This is a genomic window from Anabaena sp. WFMT, from assembly GCF_051781005.1.
Taxonomy (GTDB): Bacteria; Cyanobacteriota; Cyanobacteriia; order Cyanobacteriales; family Nostocaceae; genus Anabaena.
The window spans coordinates 160,488-179,648 of the sequence record NZ_JBPWOA010000057.1 but is presented as its reverse complement, the minus strand read 5'-3'; the positions used below and the strand labels follow the sequence as shown (position 1 = coordinate 179,648).

Here is a 19,161-nt window from a genome sequence, read left to right as displayed (position 1 = left end):
GTTCGTCATAAATTGACAGAGATTGATTGAATTCTGTAGATTTTTCGGCTAACCAATTGCAAAGACTTAGAACAGATATCCAATAAAAATTTTTTATTTCTTGCTGTTGTTTGGATTGGTTATTTAAAGCTTGACGCAAACCTCTAAGAAAATTAGATATATATGTTGGGTATAGACATTGGAATTTATCTGCCCCTTGTGCATAACGTTCAGGATATTTTTCAGCTAGTCTTGCGAGAGCAGATGCTAATCCTGATCGTGATGGTTCTTCAAATTCAAATATATCTGTAGATTTTGGCTCCCATGTTCTAAGGAAGATAATTATCTCCTCAATACTCATAGATTCTAATTCTGAGTCAGTTATGGGACTATTAACTCCTAAGAATCTAGCCTCACTTACACCTCTAGCAAAAATATTTGTAAGTTCAAGATTGCCAAACTCATTAACTAATTGTTGATACCGTTCTTGCCAATATATTGAAAGACTATCTTTTATTATTGTCAACTTTTCTTGCTGCCACTGTCTTACCCATTTAGCTTTTTTGGCTTGATCTTCTAGCCAATCCCAATCTATTTGAGGATTATCAATCCAACTTAAAATCTGTTCTTGTTTATCTAAAGGAAGTTTATCAAAATTTTCTTTTAGCAGTTGTACATATTCATAATCGTTATCTTCGTAAGGATTAGTTTTTGTAAAACGATTAGAATCAACCAATTTTTCAATTAGTAAATTAGGATCTACATCTTTATATTCACGAATTAGGTAAAGTGCGATGCGATGGAAAACTCGCCAACGTCTCTGCTCCAACTTCTGAACAATAGTTGATATTTTTGTTGGATCTTGTTCTAATATTTGTTTTGCTGTATCCCTTACTGCTTGTAGCAAAATTTCTGTAACATCATAAGGATCATGATTTCGAGGATGATCCTCAATTGCATATCGCCAGTAATGTGAGCTATCTTCCAAGATAGGTGAATTATTATCTTTTTCTTGAAATTCTGAATTAGAAATAGAGAACTTAACCGCATCATTAAGCAGGAAAATTAGCATAATCAACGCCTTTTCACCCACTATTTTGACTAATTCTGGAATATATTTTTTAATGATTTCTTGATAATTCCAGTTATCAAAGCGTACTCGTGGTTTGGGAGAGGGAATATAGACACTGTTATCACTGTTATTCAAACTAGAATCTGGCATAACAACAAGTAATGTTCTAGCTAGTTCTAGTGCTTTTTCATGCTGACCACCTTTGGCAAGATGAATTATGAGATCAGCAACTTTTTCTGGAAATAGAAATGATGAGTATGACGATTCTATCCAAATTTTAACTTTAGGAACTAATTGCACTGCTTGTTGCAGAGGCATCTGAAGTGCAGCATCAACAAAATCTTCATAAATACGAGGATTATTGCTTTTTATTCGTCGTACAATTTCTAGTACCTCTGTTGGTTTGTCTTTAGCTATTCGTGCTAAATATCTAGACTGAGGCCACAAAGGAAAGCTGATAGTACCTTGATTAGTATCCTCAATAATTTGTGGAGGATTCTTGAAAAATCCTTTATTATTTAATGGTTCAATCCAATCGGGATTTTGCAGACGATTGAAAAAGTAACTAAAATGCTGTGGGTGTATTAGCAATCCTATAACTTTCTCTATCTGCTGAGGATTGTCTTCTGTTAATATCTCATCAAGTTTATCTACCGTAGTATAAAACTTTTGAGAAAAAGTAGAAAGAAATGATTCAAATTGCTCAAATTGATAACGTATTTCTTGATCATCAGGAGCTAATTTAGGTTTACTTTTATCATGTGTTTTACCTGGTTCATGTGTTTTTTTCATAAACCACTCTGTTATGTCCCAATAATGATTGACTATTGGTTCTAATATATTTCGATCAAGTTGATTATCAGAAATACATAACTCAAAAAATTTAAAGGTTCTTTCTTGGTTATTTTCCCTTACCGCTTTATGTTTTTTTATAAGCTGTTGAATTTCACTAAATAGATGAGAGTTAATAGTAATTTCTGGAGGTATTTCATCTAAATCAAAGCCATTACTCTCCCAAATAGCTTCTATTTTTCCAACCTCATCTTGATATACAAGGGTTTTACTTATTTTAGGAATAGAATCAGGTAATCTATTACGAATTTCACGAACAGCATGAGATATAAATCTTAATTTACCAGGAATTAGGCTTCCAAAAGTTAAGTAAACTGCGCCTTTATACAAATCTGCTAGAGAGCTATTATTTTCATTCAACCACGAGAGTATTTCGTCACGGGTATTTGTCCAGTACCTTGGAGGCGATTGAGGTACATCAGATGAAGTAGGCTTTAAATTGTGACTATTGAGTTCCATGACTTATTCCTTAATAAGCTAATAATTGATTTATTTAAATTACATATCGTATATTATATCACCAAGATATTAGTCTTTAGCGCCTGCTAAAAAAATTGCCCATTTTAACATCTTCCCCCACTGGGGGATTTATGAGGGAAATGTTCAAAAAACACCATCATGAACACACCCAATTACAGCTTATTACTACAAAGCCTGTGGACACCACTTACCACACCCATTGGCGAAAATTCCCCCTCAAATCACCATCCCCCAGAACCAACAGAAATCACCGAATTTCTAGGAGAAGAAATACTCTATCAACAAACAATTCCCGCCACCGCACCCAACCTCAAAACCATCCCCAACGACCTACCAAAACAACTAATAAAAGCCCTACAATCACTAGGAATTACCCAACTTTACTCCCATCAAATCAAAGCCTTACAAGCAATTAGAAAAGGTAAAAGTTTCATCCTCACCTCACCTACAGCCAGTGGTAAAACCCTCAGCACATACCCCGGCATTATCGAAGGTTGCATCACTCAACAACACCGAGCCTTAGCATTTTATGGACTGCGAGCATTAGCACTAGACCAATTCCATAAAATCTCACAATTACTTTCTACCATACCTCCAAAATATCGCCCAGTCTTAGCAATGATCACAGGAGATATTAAATCAGCAGAAAGAGAACAAATCCTTGCCAGTGAACCCCATATATTAGGAGTCACTCCCGAATTAATTCACTTCCAACTTAAACAAGTTTGGAAATCACCAAATTGGGCAAACTTTTATCAACGATTACGCTACATCTTAATTGATGAAGCACACACCCTTTCCGGTAGCTATGGCGCAAATATGGCTTGGTTAATTCGCCGCATCAAACTAGCAGTAGATCATTACGGTGGTGACTCCCAAAAACTGCAATTTATCTTCCTCAGTGCTACTTGTGGAAATCCTAAACAATTAGCTTTGAAAATCTCCGGTTTAAAACCCACTAAACTCAACCCCAAACCCTTAATTTGGATTCGCAAAAGTGGCGCAGCTTCACCACCCAGACAAATAATTGTCACCCAACCAAGTTACAATTTAACTGCGGATACTGCCCGAATAATTCAATTTTTACTCAATCAAAATAAATCAGGAATCGCTTTTTGTAACTCCCGGCGCAGTGTGCGAGAAGTTACAGAACTGTTAAAATCAAACCAAGTCACCGCATTTTACAGTGGTATTACTGCCGAGCGTCGAGCCGAAGTAGTTAATCAACTTCAATCTGGTATAATTAAGTGGATAATTGCCACAGAAGCCTTAGAAGCAGGAATTGATTTACCAGAATTAGAATGTTGTGTATTGCGTGGCTGGCCAGGTTCCAAAATGGCGTATCAGCAACGCAGTGGTCGAGCCGGACGTTCTCAACCAGGACTCACAGTGCTGCTTCCCAATGCTTTCAACCCCATAGACTGTTATGTGGCAGAACATCCAGAAATGCTGGTATCTGGAGAATCTGAAGAAGTGTTTTTTAATGATGAATATCCCATCTTTGCAGCCAAACATTTGATGTGTGCAGCCGCAGAAACAGGCATTCCCACTAACAAAATTAAACACTATTTTGGTGCAGCCGCTTTTGATGTTGCCAAACTGTTATTAGCCCAAGGACATTTACACAAAGGTCATAATGGCTTATGGGCTAAAGGTTATCCCCACAAAGATGTGAATTTTCGGGGTGGTTTATCGCAAACAACTATCAAATTAGTAGATGCCGTTTCTGGGGAAGAATTAGAGGAAATATCTGAAGATATCGCTCATCGAGAAGTACATCCCCAAGCTATTTATAAACGACAAGATGCTAAGGGACAAATGCTAACTTATCAGTGTATTTCCTTAGACCTTAACAGTAAACGAGCGATTTTAAAACAAATAACAGATAAGGCAATTTTTACAGTTGCAACTACAGTATCACAAACCAGTAGTTTAACTGTGTTGACTGACCCAGTGAATTTACCATTGCTGTTTTCTTCAGATGATATGGAAGAAAAGAAACAGGAGGAAGAAGAACAGAAAATAAAGGGGAAAGTTTCTCACAAGAGGTCTATTGTAGTCATTGAAAAATCTGTGAAGGAGGAACAGAGAATAAAGGAGAAAGTTTCGCACCCTGCACCTTTATCTGAAGTTGAAGAATGTCAGGAATACTTAACCCTAGAACTGAGTTTTGGTGAAGTTAAACACATTACCAGCGGTTACAGTTTAATGACGCAAATTTACGAGCAGACTTGTTTGAATAAACGGTGTCTCAACTATAAAGAACCCTTACCTCAACAACAGCGTTGTCCCCTATGTCGCAAACTCACCCGCAAAGCTGTAATTGTCAAAACCCTGTCAGAAGCCAAGTTTGAGCAGCCTTTTCGCACTCAATTTTCCGCCCCTATGGTGAAAGTAACAATTAACTCAAGTGCGCGGGAATACATCCAACAGTTTGCTAAAGAAACTAGAACCAGTTTAACCCGCAGTCAAGAACCGATACCTTCTGGTTATCAACAGTTGTGGGAATATTCCAGTCCCTTCATTGCTATGCACAGCTTTGGACATCAAATTATGAGAGCATTACAGCTTGTAGCTAAAATTGACCCCAAACAGGTGAATTTTACAGTGGTGAAGGAATTAGAGGAAAATAACAATTACACAGGTTACTTCTATGATACCAGTGACGGCGGCAATGGTGCGGCTGAAGCTGTGTTTAAACATCTGCCAAAACTTGCTAATGTTGGTAGGGCGATCGCACGAGATTGTAATTGTCATACTGGCTGTGCTAAGTGTCTAATTCAACATGGTTGTCCTGATGGGAATACTGCTTTATTGAAGCAGATGGGGTTGGTGTTGTTGGATGCAGTTGCTATACCTGAAACATAGCATTTTATAGTTGTTGAATTTGCGAAAATACCTACCCTTAACAACGTACTCACAGGGTAGGATTTAATATGTGCCTGTACCTGGAGAGGCTCACCAAATAATTTTCCAGCATTGCCAGAGGTTTTTATGATAGATACGGCAGTAATATTTGATATGGACGGTTTGCTGATCAACAGCGAGCCTTTTTGGCACAGAGCAGAAGTAGAGGTATTTAATGACTTGGGAGTGCCACTACAAGAGAGTATGTGCAATCAGACAATGGGTTTGCGTTGCGATGAGGTTGTCAGCTATTGGTATGCAAGGTTTCCTTGGACAGGTACAAGTCAGTCTGAGGTAGCTGAACGGATTATCAATCGTGTCAGCGAACTTGTAGCAACTCTCGGACAGCCCATGCCTGGTGCAACTGAAATTATACAATTATGCCAGCAGATGCACTTGCCCTTGGGATTGGCTACCTCATCGCCCATCTGTCTCATTGAGGTAGTTCTAAATAAGCTAGATTTGCAAGACACATTCGATGTTGTCAGTTCTGCTCAGACAGAGGAATTTGGCAAACCCCATCCAGCGGTGTATCTGACAACTGCCCATCGTCTCGGTGTGCATCCACAAAAGTGTGTGGCGTTTGAAGATTCTATTCGCGGCATCATCAGTGCTAAAGCAGCTTCCATGCGATGTATTGCCGTCCCAGCATTAGAAGAAAGAGAAGATCCCCGATTTGCGCTCGCAGATGTCAAACTGGATTCATTAGAACAGATTAATGAGTCGTGGCTGAAGGAGTTTTTCACCTAATCGCGCTTTATACAAAAAATGGCTGACGAGTCAATTATTAATATTCGCCAAGCGTCAAAATAATCGCTCGATGATAATTCAATACCCAAAGATACGAGAACGTTTTACATAAATTACCCAAAGATTGATAGGTGGTTATGAACCAGAATTTAGATAAAAAACAAACCCGCTTTCAACTTAATGAAATACCAAATCGCTTAGGACATATAGCAGCTAATTTAGCACGAATTAAGTCTTTTTCCCAAATTGCTTATAAAGAAGCAGTGAAAAATGTAATTTCAAAAACAAAGTGGTTTATCGAATGGACAGCAGCAGAAATAGAACCTCTTCAAGCTGAGGAATTGGTGAATATTCAAGTTCAACTAGCGATGTGGGAATTAACTTGGGATGACATTTGGGCAAATGAAAAACTGCGTGCTGAAGTTGCAGAACAATCTGGTATTTGGTCTGAACGAGTGTTGGATATGTCAGGTTTGCTATCTGAATCTATTGCATAATCAACTACCCTGACTGATGCTGATTTATTGGATATTTGCTGAAAAAAATTTATGAAACTACTAAAAAAAATATTTGCAGGTTCATTCTTAATAATTGGTCTAGCTATCCTCTTACTAGGCACTATGGAATTAATTGATTCTAATAAATCCAAGGAGGATAAAGAAGGGGCATTAGCAGCAATAGTTGTATTTGGTATACCATCAACAACTATAGGAACATGGATAATCTGGAGTTTACACCAACAACACCAACAAAAACTTAAACAATTTCAGTTAGAAAGAGAGCAACTTTTTCTCCGGTTATTACAACAAGAAGAAGGAAGAGTTACAATTACCAAATTTGCTTTATTTGCTCAAATATCTATAGAAGAGGCAAAACAATATCTAGACGAAAAAGCCAAACAACTAAATGCGAATTTTGAAACCAGCGACCAAGAGGGAATTATTTACAAATTCCCTGAATAAATAACTTTTCGCGCCAAATTAGTGATAAATTTAAGCAAGATTAATCAAAATAATTAATTTGCAGCTAACCGCTGCCTGGGAGAGATGCAATTTTCTCCCAACCATGCCAATAATTAATCTGGCTGATATTCAACAAATTAATAAAACACAGCAACAACTTTTATTTCCCCAGCAAAAACACCATCAAAATCACTCTGCTTTTGATTCTATTATTGCAGATAACTTCCATTTGCTGATGAAACAATTATTTTTACAACTACCTGTAGAAACTTTATTAAATGCCCATCCTCAAATTGCTCAATGGGTTGCTCAAGTACAGGAACTTGCACCAGAAATCTTTCAATATCGGAAGAAATTATTAGTTGATAACCGAGTCATTGCCTCCCTAATGATTAATAACGATAATTACTTTATTCAAGTCACCACAAATATAGCATTTAAACGGGGTATTCCCAGACTTTATGAATGGGCTGTGCGCTATCCTAAATTAAGCTGGCAAGACCGAGTAAAGTTGTGGACTACAACTGTTCAATATTCAGTTGACCCTAACCAAATACAACTTGTAATTGTAGCAGTAGACCCCATAAAACCAGCGCAAAGGTTAGATATAAACTGGACTCAAAAATTGCATCAACAAACTGAAAAATGGTTAATTAAATTACTCAGTCAAACTCAAGATAATAATTTAACATCAAATCAAGTCAATCAACAAATATCTGCAATGGTCAATTTAGACAATATTTCTGAAGTCAACATTTAAGAGGCGAATGCCTTCCTTAGCTAATAGAAGTTAGATTCTTGATTTTGTTAGTAAAATTTCGTTGTATTCCTGTAGCTATTTGATAAATTAGAACTTAAAATAGTCATTAATACTGTTTGCGGGACTTTGGTATGACTTCCGAATCTAGCCTTTGTAGCTATCCTAGCTGGTCGTGCCGCCATTCCCCGAACAGTACCCTTGGAAAGCAAGCCACTATGCCACAAATGAACATTAATTGGACTAAACAACATCAGCAGGTGGCCAGGGAAGATTTAGTCATGTTCATTAATGCCTGCCTTTCCTGCACAGGACAGCGTGAATTTTACAGTGATGGTTACGGGCAGCGTGTATCTATTGACTTTTTACATGATTATATTTTAGGTAATTACCGCTTACTTTATACCCGGACATTGGCAGCAGGGATTAACCACTTCAACCAAGCGCAGATTATTCTCAAATTACTAGCAACCGGAAAACACACATCCCCTGAACATCGCCAAGAAGAAGGGACATTAATAGCCGCCGCATTAGCAGCCCTACCACCACAACGAGGTTGGGATGTATTGCAACAATTACGGAAAAGAGGTATTAATAATCGCCGTAGCCGAGCGATCGCTCGTGACTATCTCCAGCAAAGACGCGACATTAACTTTGATGCTGTCAAGTATCGCTCCAAATTTCGCGCGATCGCCTCCCATGCACACCTCACCCTCAGAGGAGAATTAGGTAATTTCCTCTTTGGTAAATGGAAACAGCGAGTTTATCAAACCGAATTATTCGAGACATTTCGCCAAGCACACTATAGTGCTGAAGCCGTTTATCAGCTACCCTTTACCGTTGCTGAAGGTTTAGCCATAAAACACGGAATTAAACGTGAGGTCTTCTTGTCCCGTATTCAAGACCAAATGACATTGAATGAAAAATTGCGCTTACAAACTTCAGCTAACCACACAGAAGTAGAAATCAACATCAATTTAGGTCGTCTCCCCCTAACTCGTTTGGTGCTGTATATCCTATCCTTACCATTAGAAACTCGCAAACAGCAGTGGGATATCTTCAATCAAGCATTAGAAAAATCTGCGGCTTTCACATTAAAAAAATCACCCCTCAAACTAAGACGAGTAGCAGCAGTCCTAGATTGCAGTTACTCCAGTTCGGGTTCCACCGAAAAACATCGTCGTCCTCTAGGGGTAGCCTTAGCCACTCATTACCTACTCAAAGCCGCATCTCAGGAATACCAAGCCTTTTGGACAACATCAACCAATGATCCACTGCTGATTCTCCCTCGTGGACAAACAGACTTAGCTACACCTCTACTGGATGCTTTAGATTGGGGTGCAGATTTAATAGTCATCATCACCGACGGTTGGGAAAACGACCCCCCCAATGGAGCATCGGAAATTCTGCGTATATATCGTCATCATTTAGACCCTCAACAAAAAACTTCCATTGTGCATTGTAATCCTGTTTACAATGCCGATGACTTTTCCTTACATCCCCTCAGTCCCGCAATTCCCACAGTCGGATTACGAGATGCAGAAGATTTACCGACAATGCTAGGCTTTGCCCGATTTGCTGAAGGTTCTGCATCTTTAGCCGAACTAGAGGAATATTTAGCAGCGCGAGTCAAGCAAATGTTAAGTGGATAGGTTGTAATAAAATTTTGGTAACTTTATCCTCAAATTATTGCATCATCAAATCATTAAAATTCTTACTTTTTAAATGGCTTTTAAATAACTTATGAAAGCGTTGCATTATTTAATATTTCATCCTGACTACGCTAGGAAAAAAACTGAAGTACAATGTCAAGCTCTGACTGATAATCAACTTATAGATTGGAAAGGTAATGTTTGGGTAGATGAACCCTGTGAAAATGAAGACCCTTTCGTATTTTCAGATAGGTGGCTTTATTCCTATTGTCATGCTACTCAATTAATAAGAAAACCTAAATCTCAAGCTGCCTATGTAACAGCAGGATCATATCTTTTCTTCTGTAGTGGAGATGCTGCCAATAAAAACATGATTCAGCTAGATACAGTTTTTGTTGTAGATCATGTTGCTCATTGGACGGAAAACCAGCAAGAAATACCTGAAGAATTCAAAGAACATTATAAAAACAATAAATCTACACTATGGGAGAGACATTTTAAGTACCCTTTTCTTGGACAACATTCTGGAAAATATACCTATGTGAGTAGACAATGGTTTGATAATCCAGATGAGTATTCTTTTTTACCTATTTCTCAAAATGGTGATAGAGTAGACTTTGATTTAGAATTACTAACACCAGATATTCAATCAAAAATAAAAAATAAAGTAAAGGGTAAATATCCAGTACCATTAAGCGACGAACAAAAAAGCGAATTACTTAAAATAATATTATCTCGAACGAATATTCAAGTAATTGGCAATCTCACGCCAGAAGATGAAAATATCAAAATAATAAACCCTGATAATACAGGTGGATGTGGAGGAAGGTTGGGAAAGCTTGGAAAATGTTAGGCTTAGTAAAAAAATTAATATGAAAGATTCAATAAAAATAGGCACACCATCCTATGGCATCCAAAAGTAATTTATTAGCAGATATATCACTCAAAGGATTAGAAATTGCCCCTTCTCAGATATGGGGTTCAGTCCGTATTGTGCCATTATTGCGTCGTCAGGTTCGTGACGATTTGCGCTTATTTCGTCGTAATTATAACGAAGATTTAACAGTTGTTTCCTTAGCAGGAGAAATGACAGCGCCAGGAATGAAATATTTCTCCTATATTCCTCATGGATTAGTATTATCTTGGACTGATGATGGTAGTGCTATGGGTACTTTTGGAGGGCAGATTTTTAAAACAGATAGTAAGCAGTTAAATTGTAATTGTGCTAGTGTTCGATTAATGCACCGCATGGTCAAGCGGGAATCTAGTAATCAACTGAGATTTTTACCACTACATTTAGCAATGGAAGGCTTTTTATCAATGTTCTTTAAGGCTCCTGATATTGCTTGGCGTGAATATTCTAAATATGCCCTTTCTCATGGTCTGGGTAGCCGCATGGAAAGTTCTTTTAGTGGACGTTATATTGCTGGACTTGAAGATGCTTTGCGGGTCTTTGAAATCCACTCTCAACAAGTAGGAGTATTGGTATTTGTGGCTGAAGCATTAGCATCAGCTTTTGTAGTTCCCACACCAGAAGATTATCGCCTTCTACACAATAGTTTGTTGGAAGATTTTTATGGTGAATTATTGTACCAATATGCTTTATTGCACGATACTATTTTCCCAATGAATGTATCTTTAGATGAATCAAAAATTAATGATTTAACAGCTTTGAGAGCAGCAGTAGAAAATATGCGTTCAGATTGGGCATCCTTTCAGGGGTTCATGGCAGAAGGACTGTTAGGACGCAAGTTAATTTCTCAAAAAGTTTATACTGCTGGTTCGTTTGTTTTACAACGATTTATTACTGACCTCAATCCTAAAGAAGAAAATCATATTGGGGAAGCGATTATTCGAGAAAATGGTGAATTGGAGTATTTGAAAACTTACCGTTTATCAGGAATGCAGACTCGTCGAGTTTATTTGTTGAGTCAATTAGCGGATCATAATTGGAATTTGGATGCTACAGCTAGTAAACTGGGCAATACAAGCGAGGAATTTGTCCAGCGTTTAGAGAAGGTAGGTTTTGGTTATTTACTCAATGCAGAAGTACGACTTGCTGCACTGAAAAAAGTTAAGGCTAAAAGATAATAAGAAATTAGCACTCGTTTAGCGATACCGTCCAGGGCAAACGCACCTTATTGTTAGAATGCTTACAGGATAAAGGTTTCAAGCATTATTTATTTTTGTAACGAAAATCTGAAACCCTTACTGGGCATGGATTACAGAATTTAGATGCGTTTGTCCTGCGATACCGTCTAGCCCTATAATTATTCCCAAACTCTTATCCTTGCAATCCCGGAGTTTGATAAACTCGTGGTGAAAAATTCTCCAAAACATCAGGTTCTTGATGATTACTAGACTCCTGGACTGTGGCTACATCTTCCTCTGGTAATGGCAACATCCGTCCTGCTTCCTCAATGCGGTCATACAATGCCTGTGTGAGCATTTTAATATCAGGAATTGTCACCTGACTTTCTAACGCAGGTCTAACTTGTGTTTCCCAAAGACCTTCACTTTCTTTAGCTCGTTTTTCATCTGTTTTCGACACAGGAATAATTAAAGGATAGGGAATTGATGCTTGTCCCCCGGAACTGTAACCGGGACTGGTAATTACACATTTACCTTGGGGAAACTTAAGAATTTCATCTGCACTAATCACAGGCATCTTTTGTAAATTCTCACTCCAGCTAATTGAATGGCTCATTTGTCCGCCCAAAGAACGCCCAGTAGTCCGATTTTTAATTAATATTTCCTTTTCGCCGTAACGCTTTGAGTAATCCTCAGCAGTTTTATAGTTACCAGGATTAAATAAAACATGGGTACTGCTAGCTGATGCAATGGCACTTCCCATTTTATCCCCATAAATATCGTAAAGCTGCTCTAAACTTTGAATACCCAAGATAAAACAAGCACCATTAGAACGGTATTCATTAATCCACTGAGGCAGTCGGTCTAACTTAATTGATGGTAATTCATCCAAAGAAATAATCAACGGGTCTTTACGGGGACGGCTCAAATTACCGACAATCATTAAGTGCATTGCTGCTGCCAGTAAAGGACCAACCACACTACGACGTTCATCATCTAGCTTGAATACTACCATTTCTCTACCTGATAGCTGAGTGGGAATATCCGATTGACCGATAAATGCCCGTAACAAATCAGCTTGAATAAAAGATGAGAAAGTCCCAGCCGCTGTGGTCAAAATCCCAGAAACGGTTTTTTCTGCATCCTTAGCACTCAAAAATTGAATAAACGAAGTAGCTACCCATTCATCCAACCGTTTGGACTGTACCGCATGATCAAGGCGTTGTACCAATTTTGGCAACCGCAACACTGCATACAACATCGCCATATCTGGGTAAGGTGAACCCTTGACTAACTGTAATAATGCTTTTGCTAACAAATCCCCGGCTTTAGCAAAAAACTCGTCACTTTTACCCCCACTAGCAGCATTGCGGTTAATGACTTGACCAATTTCCCCAGCCATCACCCCATCCCGTGCATCCCGCATAAAATCTAGGGGATTGATGACACCGCTAAAAGCTTCACCGGGGGCAAAGACTCGGACTTTGTAGCCATAACGTGCTGCTAGAGGGGCGTGGAGCCGCATTTGTTCTCCCTTTTTGTCGTAGAGTAAAATCGGGAACCCTTGCTGCATTGCACTTTCTAGCATCCTGTCGATAGTTGAGTAAGTTTTTCCAGAACCAGGCGCACCTATTACCAGTGTTCCCCGTTCGGCATGAGGAAACCAAACTGTAGGTGCTGCACCTAGCATGGTTTGCAGGTTTACCAGTAACCCCCGCCACTTGCCTTTTGTCCAGTAACGGGGAGTACCAGACCACAAGGTAACTTTATTGTGTTTGTGTTCTTGGATTTGCTTAAATGCGAGGTTAGTGGCTGCTAGTTTTTCGCTGATACCGCAGACTTTACCAGTGGTGATTTTGCCTTTACCCGTACCACTGATTTGCAGTAGTATTAAAACTACCAGCAGTCCAGCCATCATTGTCCAACCTTGGGGGTTGTTGTATTGTTGAAAGAATTTACCGAAGTCAATACTGGCTAGTGTTGGTTGGTAAGTTGAGACTTCAATTAATGTGGAGTTAGCAGTGTTTACTAGATTTTTCTGGTAAAGGTTCATGGCGGTTGAGTATGCGTTTACCAGCAATTTTAGTTACCAAGTCAAAGTTAGGGAATTACCTTCTGGATATTTTTAGAGAAAAAAAGCAATTCTCTGTTCCCTCCCCATGCCCTAGTTTTGGTCATCTTAAATATGAACTATACTGGAGAAATACTGATTGGGCTAAGTTAGGTTAAGAAAGAGGTAAAAAATGAGTATGTTACTTGAACTCAACCAACTAATTGTTAAACCCGGTCATCAATTGTTAATTAAAAATATCTCTTGGTCTACATACAAACGTATTTTGGCAGAATTAGGAGATAATCGCAATTATAAACTAGGTTACGGTCAAGGAGTGTTGGAAATAATGGCTCCATTACCAGAGCATGAAGTAGCTAAAGTTATTATTGGCGACTTAGTAAAAGCTTTATTAGAAGAACTAGATCTGGAATTTTGGAGTTTGGGTTCTACAACTTTTGATAGAGAAAACATGGATGCAGGTGTAGAACCTGATGATTGCTTCTATATCCAAAATGAAGCAAAAGTCAGGGGGAAAGATAGAATAGATTTAGAAATAGATCCACCTCCAGATTTAGCGATTGAGATTGATATTACCTCCCGCACTCGTTTCAATAATTATCAAGCTTTGAAAGTACCAGAACTGTGGCGATGGAATGGCAGAAAGGTGGAAATAAACGTGCTAATTAATGGTAAATATGTAGAATCCAATACCAGTTCTATTTTTCCCAACCTGCCAATTTCTCAAGCAATTCCTAAATATTTACTGTTGAGTAAAACTAATGGTAGAAATACGACAATGAAAGTATTTCGTGCGTGGGTTAGACAACAAATAGGAGCAATTTAAGTGAACTTAGATAAGTTTATAGTTCTCTACATTAAAACCGCTACATTTCAGGCAAACTCAATAACTGAATTTAGAGGCTAACGCCTCAGACTTTGGACAATCATATTTATGTAGTCCAATGGTTAAATCAAGAACTACAAACAACTCTAAACGCCCCCATCAATCTACGACAAAAACTACTGCTTCTCGACCTAAAACTACCAAAGCTAAAGCAACTGAACCTGATGATTATGACTTTGAAGGAGAAGAATTTGAAATAGACCCAGAACTTTTGGATGATAGCTATAACCAAGTTCGCAAACCACTTCTTCCTTATGGTATTGTCGTTAACGATAAACCTGCTGGAATTTTGATTCCAGAAGACCAGTTAGAAAAAGCTGGTTGGATAGAAATGCCAACAGAAGATGATTTAACTACTGTCACTTTAACTGAAGATGTTACCGGATTATTAATTACTGAAGGGCGGTTACTGGTTTTAGCTTTTGCACCAGAATATATCCGCTATAAATCAGATGTAGAAGATGTAGGTAGTTCGTTTGTTGGGCTTTATGATGACTACAGGAATAGTCTTGATAAAAGAACAATGGATGTGTGTTCAGAACACGCAATCATGTTTCTGGATGACAAAAATCAACCATTACATACTACTCCTGTTGTTGTCCGATTCAAGAATGTAGCTCTCTGGAGTTTTAAATCAGTACGTGAAGAGTTTTATCGTTCATTAGAGAAAACCTTTGCTGATTATTTCCAAGTACCATTTAGCGGTAAAAGTGATAAATGGCGCAGTTTAGGTGTGCTGGAAATTGAGTTTAAAGCAGTTAAAGAAGGTGAAGGTAAGAATAAACATAACTGTTGCAAAACTGTAGCCTACACTAAACCCACAGTTGATAATTTCACCCAACTTTATTTAGGTAAAACCACAACTAAAAGTTTAATTTGGCAACAGCATGATGCTATCGCTGGTTTCAATGAACCACAATCTCTACCTGCTAACCCTGGAGAATCAACTTCTGTAGAGGTGGAAGTTTTACCACCAAACAAGAATAAGAGTAAAACTCAAACTGTCCGTAAATCCAAACCAGCAACTAAACCACCCAGAAGAATTCAAGTAATTGAAGATGACGAGGATGAAAACGACGATTTAGAAACCGATTTGGACGATAATGAATTTGACGATGACGATGAACTAGATGATGACGAATAGTTGAATGTTATCAAATTACCTGGGTTGAACATAAAATCTGCCGTAGTCAAAAACTATGGCAGGTTTCTCACTAAAAGAACTAGACCTTATTTTTATTTACAGCCATTTTCAGGTAAGCTGATAATGTTAAGGAACTCCAGCAAATCTGTATTGAAGAAGATTATTCCTTAGAAATTCCCTCTCATCAAGACTGTCCTAATTTGTTTTTTAAATACCTGCAATGACCTTTTTATTGAATCATAAAACTGTTATTTTGGTAATTTATTCATAGTAGCCAAAAGTTGACTATCTGCAAGTTGATAACGATTACCATTAAAACAAAAGTTCATTTGTCGTAATTGCTGTTTTTCTGTTTGCAATACCTTGATACAAGGTAAGGGCTGATGGTGATTTTCTCCTACTGCTAATAATTGCTTTCCTGGTGGTAATGTAGGATTTAAATAACTCAAAAATACCTGAGTAATTGGTTGATTTGGTTTGAACCAATAACCAGCATATAGACAACCTAAAGCACCACAAACATCTGGAGTGTTAAAGTTAAAAATTGTCAGTTTGCCATCTTTTCCTGCCACATTTACAGCCAGTATATTGTCAACAGATGCTTGAGGATTCAAGTCTGTATTTTCTACAATTATCTGTTCTACAACAGAACTAGAAACAAGATTAACAGCTTTGTTCCAAGTCACAGTTGCTGCATTAAAACTACATCCTCCTAAACCACAGAGAACAGAAAGCAGCAAAAACATACTTAAACCAACACGAAACCAATGCACCCAATAACGTATTCTCATGGGAGGTTCTGGTAATTGATATCCTGTTGTTTTTAGTGGTTGAAACTGAGCAGAAGAGACTGACAAAGAAGAAACTACCTTGTCTACTGTTGCTTGCTCTAATTGCTTTTTTGAATGCAAGTCAGTATCACAAAAATCCTTTGTCTCTGGCTCGGAAGATATAGAGATTGTAGATAAATTAGTCATATAAACCACGGTGATAAGTATGGAAATTACAACTTTTGAGAGCCTAAAAAAACGATGATTTAAACAAATTTATTTGTTGTGATAAGCTATAACAATAGCCATAATTGTTATAAGTAGCTTTCACTCCTGACTCATAACTCCTGCTGTATTTGCTACTTCTAATTACCAATGTTTTGAGCATCGCTCATGTATCTAGAAGTTAAACTAGGAATGCAGGTCAACGTTCCATTATCACTGTTATTATTGCCATAGAGAGTTAAAGCAGTTTGTCCATAATCTTTCAGACTGAGACGACCAAAAACATCAGAACTACTAGCATCAACTTTGCTATTATCACCACCAAAATGCTTTTGAGCTACCCGTTCAATCAGCCGTCCACCAGTGAATGATTGTCCTGTAATTGGGTCAATTTCTCCTTGAGTTACTTGAATTTTATTGGCTATATCAGTCATAAATGCCCTATCCTGATCAGCAGGAGGAAAAAACTCAAATAGTTCAGCTTCAGTAGGTTGATAACCTTGTCTTACCTGATTAAGAAACTCTTCCCCTCCCGGTTTGGCAGCAATTAACCGCACTGCGTAGGGGTTGTAACTCATGAACTGATATCGTCCCAGTCCTCGGCCACAGTTTAAACCCCCATCAGCGCAGGTATGCACACCAACAGCTTTATAATCCCCACTACCAGCACTTTCAATTTCGGCAATGGCGTTTCCTAGTAATGGCAAATTAACACCGTAAAATGATTGACTGATGATTGAGCGATTAGCACTGGTAAATGTGCAAGGATTAATTTGACTTGTTGTGCTATTTTGATTGGGATTACTTCTTGCTTCTCTTTTCGCACCTGTTGGTGTAGAAGTAGTATTTATACTCTGCTCATTCCCATTCTCCAAATTGCCTACAAACATCAGCGCATTCACCTTATAGCTGAAAAAAGGAATTGGACCAATAAAATAAGGTGTGCAACCCATCCTCCAAGCGCAGAAACGAAAATATAAAGCCGTATCAACTGTATCTGTGGTTTCATCTGTTTCCATCACCACAACTTTAAAAGCTTTACCAAAGGGTAAACGTCCCGTTGGTTCTTGTCCATTGTTAACCGCTTTGAGTATGCCCCAACCTCCCTCAACCTCCTGGTATTTACCGGATATCCATTGCTTACCTTCTAGAGATGAGCGATCGCTTGCACCAACATTTTCCAAATTATCTAGCTCTACGTAAGTACAGTCTGTTTGAGTACATGGTACAGAGAAACCTTGTACATCTGAGCCAGAAATTGTATTGTTACGGCGATTTTCTGCTATTCCATAAACTGCATCAATCCGCATGACTAAATTACCAATTTCATTGATAGGATTGGGCATCAATCCTAAAGGTACTTGTCCTAGTCCAGGAATGTTTTTAACAAAGCTATTCATCCAATTGGTCAAATCTTGAATTGCTACTGTTTCTAAATTGGGAATTGAAGTCAACGAAAACTTTGACAAGTCAATTTCTCCCAACTTTATATTCCCAACTTCATATTGTGTCAACACCTGAGCTAATGTTAAATTCAATGCTTCAATTCTTTGAGTTTTCAGTAAAGCAACTACAGGTTGAATATCTTTCACTGGTGTTTGAGCTAATTGAGGAACAACTTGGGCTAAATGACTCAATGTTTGTGCTGCAATTAAAGGAAATTCACTTAAAGCAATCTTGTTTAAATCAGTAGAGGTGATATCTCCAATGGCTTGCAAAGAGAACTTTTCTGCTTGCAAGGCTTCACTGATATCTCCCAACTTCAAATATTCATCAGGAGTCATTCCCACAGTCCAAGTCCGACTCAAATCATAACCTAATGTTTGACTGTAGTAACTACCATTAATTGCCCCAGATTGACTGATACCTGGTAGTTGGTCAAGAGAAATGCGATTCCAGTCTGGCAGTAAAAGTTTGTTAGCAGGTAATCGAGATTGACCATTATTGGCAACTTCTACAATTCGAGTTGGTAGATTGCCATTATTCAATGTACTGTTTGCAGCTTGCACAGTCACACTGTAGATAATAAAACTCATGACAATGAGCAAAAATATCCATCTTTTTGAATTGTTCATAATTCCAGGTTTTTAAATGATGACAACTACACCTCAATCAGTCAAGTACTTTCTTGAATTAAGGCTGGATTGTTTGACTTAGGGGTGTAATTTCAGTGTTAATATGATTAATCAACTGCACTCATGACTCCTAAATTATTACGATTTACAACTCTAATTCTGGAGATGTTGACTGCTGACTTTTCTTAGACTTGTAACCTGAACCAGAGCCATATCCTGGTAATTTAGGATTGGGATTAGCGGCTGATTCAGTATAGGGTGTATCGCCAAAGTTGATTTCAAAAATATTCTCTTGATAACCATCTTCAAATCTGTCTGTTGTCCAGGGATTACCATTATCCTCATCACTGGACTCCTCAATAATATAACCCGGTGATTGATAACCATTGACAGACTTTACTTGACGATTATCTTCATCCTCAGAGTTTTGATTTAATGCGGGTTCTTGATTCATAGCTATTACCTGAACAACAGTACCAATACCAGCA

15 protein-coding genes are annotated in these 19,161 nt (G+C 38.1%); 10 read left to right on the top strand and 5 right to left on the bottom strand.

Going from position 1 to position 19,161, the window contains the following annotated elements; genetic code table 11:
* Nucleotides 1–2,362, bottom strand: a 2,362-nt coding sequence (locus tag ACSQ6I_RS27950; RefSeq protein WP_438893413.1) for a hypothetical protein, incomplete at its 3' end; no start/stop codon positions are given.
* 159 nt (nucleotides 2,363–2,521) lie between these two features.
* On the opposite strand from ACSQ6I_RS27950, the gene ACSQ6I_RS27945 reads away from it, so the two are divergent.
* The 8 genes from ACSQ6I_RS27945 (at nucleotide 2,522) to ACSQ6I_RS27910 (ending at nucleotide 11,502) form a co-directional block, all read left to right on the top strand.
* The gene (locus ACSQ6I_RS27945; protein WP_438893412.1) at nucleotides 2,522–5,251 is read left to right on the top strand and encodes a DEAD/DEAH box helicase; all 2,730 of its coding nucleotides are present in this window, start codon (nucleotides 2,522–2,524) and stop codon (nucleotides 5,249–5,251) included.
* Between the two features lie 126 nt (nucleotides 5,252–5,377).
* Nucleotides 5,378–6,040, top strand: a complete 663-nt coding sequence (gene hxpB, locus ACSQ6I_RS27940) for a hexitol phosphatase HxpB (RefSeq protein ID WP_438893411.1) — start codon at nucleotides 5,378–5,380, stop codon at nucleotides 6,038–6,040.
* 137 nt (nucleotides 6,041–6,177) lie between these two features.
* Nucleotides 6,178–6,537, top strand: coding sequence for a hypothetical protein (locus ACSQ6I_RS27935; RefSeq protein ID WP_438893410.1), 360 nt, complete (start codon nucleotides 6,178–6,180; stop codon nucleotides 6,535–6,537).
* Nucleotides 6,538–6,588: 51 nt separating this feature from the next.
* Nucleotides 6,589–7,002, top strand: coding sequence for a hypothetical protein (locus ACSQ6I_RS27930; RefSeq protein ID WP_438893409.1), 414 nt, complete (start codon nucleotides 6,589–6,591; stop codon nucleotides 7,000–7,002).
* Nucleotides 7,003–7,105: 103 nt separating this feature from the next.
* The gene (locus ACSQ6I_RS27925) at nucleotides 7,106–7,762 is read left to right on the top strand and encodes a hypothetical protein (RefSeq protein ID WP_438893408.1); all 657 of its coding nucleotides are present in this window, start codon (nucleotides 7,106–7,108) and stop codon (nucleotides 7,760–7,762) included.
* Nucleotides 7,763–7,986: 224 nt separating this feature from the next.
* The gene (locus tag ACSQ6I_RS27920; protein WP_438893416.1) at nucleotides 7,987–9,411 is read left to right on the top strand and encodes a hypothetical protein; all 1,425 of its coding nucleotides are present in this window, start codon (nucleotides 7,987–7,989) and stop codon (nucleotides 9,409–9,411) included.
* Nucleotides 9,412–9,502: 91 nt separating this feature from the next.
* Nucleotides 9,503–10,264 (top strand): hypothetical protein, encoded by a 762-nt coding sequence (locus ACSQ6I_RS27915; protein ID WP_438893407.1) that lies wholly within the window; start codon nucleotides 9,503–9,505, stop codon nucleotides 10,262–10,264.
* A 53-nt stretch (nucleotides 10,265–10,317) separates the two neighbouring features.
* Nucleotides 10,318–11,502 (top strand): ARPP-2 domain-containing protein, encoded by a 1,185-nt coding sequence (locus tag ACSQ6I_RS27910; protein WP_438893406.1) that lies wholly within the window; start codon nucleotides 10,318–10,320, stop codon nucleotides 11,500–11,502.
* Between the two features lie 193 nt (nucleotides 11,503–11,695).
* Here ACSQ6I_RS27910 and ACSQ6I_RS27905 read toward each other — a convergent pair whose 3' ends face one another.
* On the bottom strand, nucleotides 11,696–13,555 hold the full coding sequence (locus tag ACSQ6I_RS27905) for a type IV secretory system conjugative DNA transfer family protein (protein WP_438893405.1): 1,860 nt from the start codon (nucleotides 13,553–13,555) through the stop codon (nucleotides 11,696–11,698).
* 196 nt (nucleotides 13,556–13,751) lie between these two features.
* Between ACSQ6I_RS27905 and ACSQ6I_RS27900 the strand changes: the two genes are divergently transcribed.
* The gene (locus ACSQ6I_RS27900; RefSeq protein ID WP_438893415.1) at nucleotides 13,752–14,399 is read left to right on the top strand and encodes a Uma2 family endonuclease; all 648 of its coding nucleotides are present in this window, start codon (nucleotides 13,752–13,754) and stop codon (nucleotides 14,397–14,399) included.
* Between the two features lie 118 nt (nucleotides 14,400–14,517).
* Nucleotides 14,518–15,603: a DUF5895 domain-containing protein gene (locus ACSQ6I_RS27895; RefSeq protein WP_438893404.1), complete on the top strand. Its 1,086-nt coding sequence runs from the start codon at nucleotides 14,518–14,520 to the stop codon at nucleotides 15,601–15,603.
* A 248-nt stretch (nucleotides 15,604–15,851) separates the two neighbouring features.
* Here ACSQ6I_RS27895 and ACSQ6I_RS27890 read toward each other — a convergent pair whose 3' ends face one another.
* The 3 genes from ACSQ6I_RS27890 to ACSQ6I_RS27880 all read right to left on the bottom strand — a co-directional run bounded on the left by ACSQ6I_RS27890 (nucleotide 15,852) and on the right by ACSQ6I_RS27880 (nucleotide 19,127).
* The gene (locus ACSQ6I_RS27890) at nucleotides 15,852–16,580 is read right to left on the bottom strand and encodes a hypothetical protein (protein WP_438893403.1); all 729 of its coding nucleotides are present in this window, start codon (nucleotides 16,578–16,580) and stop codon (nucleotides 15,852–15,854) included.
* Between the two features lie 158 nt (nucleotides 16,581–16,738).
* On the bottom strand, nucleotides 16,739–18,673 hold the full coding sequence (locus ACSQ6I_RS27885) for a M23 family peptidase (protein WP_438893402.1): 1,935 nt from the start codon (nucleotides 18,671–18,673) through the stop codon (nucleotides 16,739–16,741).
* 145 nt (nucleotides 18,674–18,818) lie between these two features.
* On the bottom strand, nucleotides 18,819–19,127 hold the full coding sequence (locus ACSQ6I_RS27880; protein WP_438893401.1) for a hypothetical protein: 309 nt from the start codon (nucleotides 19,125–19,127) through the stop codon (nucleotides 18,819–18,821).
* Between the last annotated feature and the right edge of the window lie 34 nt (nucleotides 19,128–19,161).

What these genes read in the sequence shown, in the direction of transcription:
- ACSQ6I_RS27910 (WP_438893406.1), top strand. Translation starts at nt 10,318, where the DNA reads ATGGCATCCAAAAGTAATTTATTAGCAGATATATCACTCAAAGGATTA.
- ACSQ6I_RS27920 (WP_438893416.1), top strand. Translation starts at nt 7,987, where the DNA reads ATGAACATTAATTGGACTAAACAACATCAGCAGGTGGCCAGGGAAGAT.
- ACSQ6I_RS27915 (WP_438893407.1), top strand. Translation starts at nt 9,503, where the DNA reads ATGAAAGCGTTGCATTATTTAATATTTCATCCTGACTACGCTAGGAAA.
- ACSQ6I_RS27935 (WP_438893410.1), top strand. Translation starts at nt 6,178, where the DNA reads ATGAACCAGAATTTAGATAAAAAACAAACCCGCTTTCAACTTAATGAA.
- ACSQ6I_RS27890 (WP_438893403.1), bottom strand. Translation starts at nt 16,580, where the DNA reads ATGACTAATTTATCTACAATCTCTATATCTTCCGAGCCAGAGACAAAG.
- hxpB (WP_438893411.1), top strand. Translation starts at nt 5,378, where the DNA reads ATGATAGATACGGCAGTAATATTTGATATGGACGGTTTGCTGATCAAC.
- ACSQ6I_RS27905 (WP_438893405.1), bottom strand. Translation starts at nt 13,555, where the DNA reads ATGAACCTTTACCAGAAAAATCTAGTAAACACTGCTAACTCCACATTA.
- ACSQ6I_RS27895 (WP_438893404.1), top strand. Translation starts at nt 14,518, where the DNA reads ATGGTTAAATCAAGAACTACAAACAACTCTAAACGCCCCCATCAATCT.
- ACSQ6I_RS27885 (WP_438893402.1), bottom strand. Translation starts at nt 18,673, where the DNA reads ATGAACAATTCAAAAAGATGGATATTTTTGCTCATTGTCATGAGTTTT.
- ACSQ6I_RS27945 (WP_438893412.1), top strand. Translation starts at nt 2,522, where the DNA reads ATGAACACACCCAATTACAGCTTATTACTACAAAGCCTGTGGACACCA.
- ACSQ6I_RS27925 (WP_438893408.1), top strand. Translation starts at nt 7,106, where the DNA reads ATGCCAATAATTAATCTGGCTGATATTCAACAAATTAATAAAACACAG.
- ACSQ6I_RS27880 (WP_438893401.1), bottom strand. Translation starts at nt 19,127, where the DNA reads ATGAATCAAGAACCCGCATTAAATCAAAACTCTGAGGATGAAGATAAT.
- ACSQ6I_RS27900 (WP_438893415.1), top strand. Translation starts at nt 13,752, where the DNA reads ATGTTACTTGAACTCAACCAACTAATTGTTAAACCCGGTCATCAATTG.
- ACSQ6I_RS27930 (WP_438893409.1), top strand. Translation starts at nt 6,589, where the DNA reads ATGAAACTACTAAAAAAAATATTTGCAGGTTCATTCTTAATAATTGGT.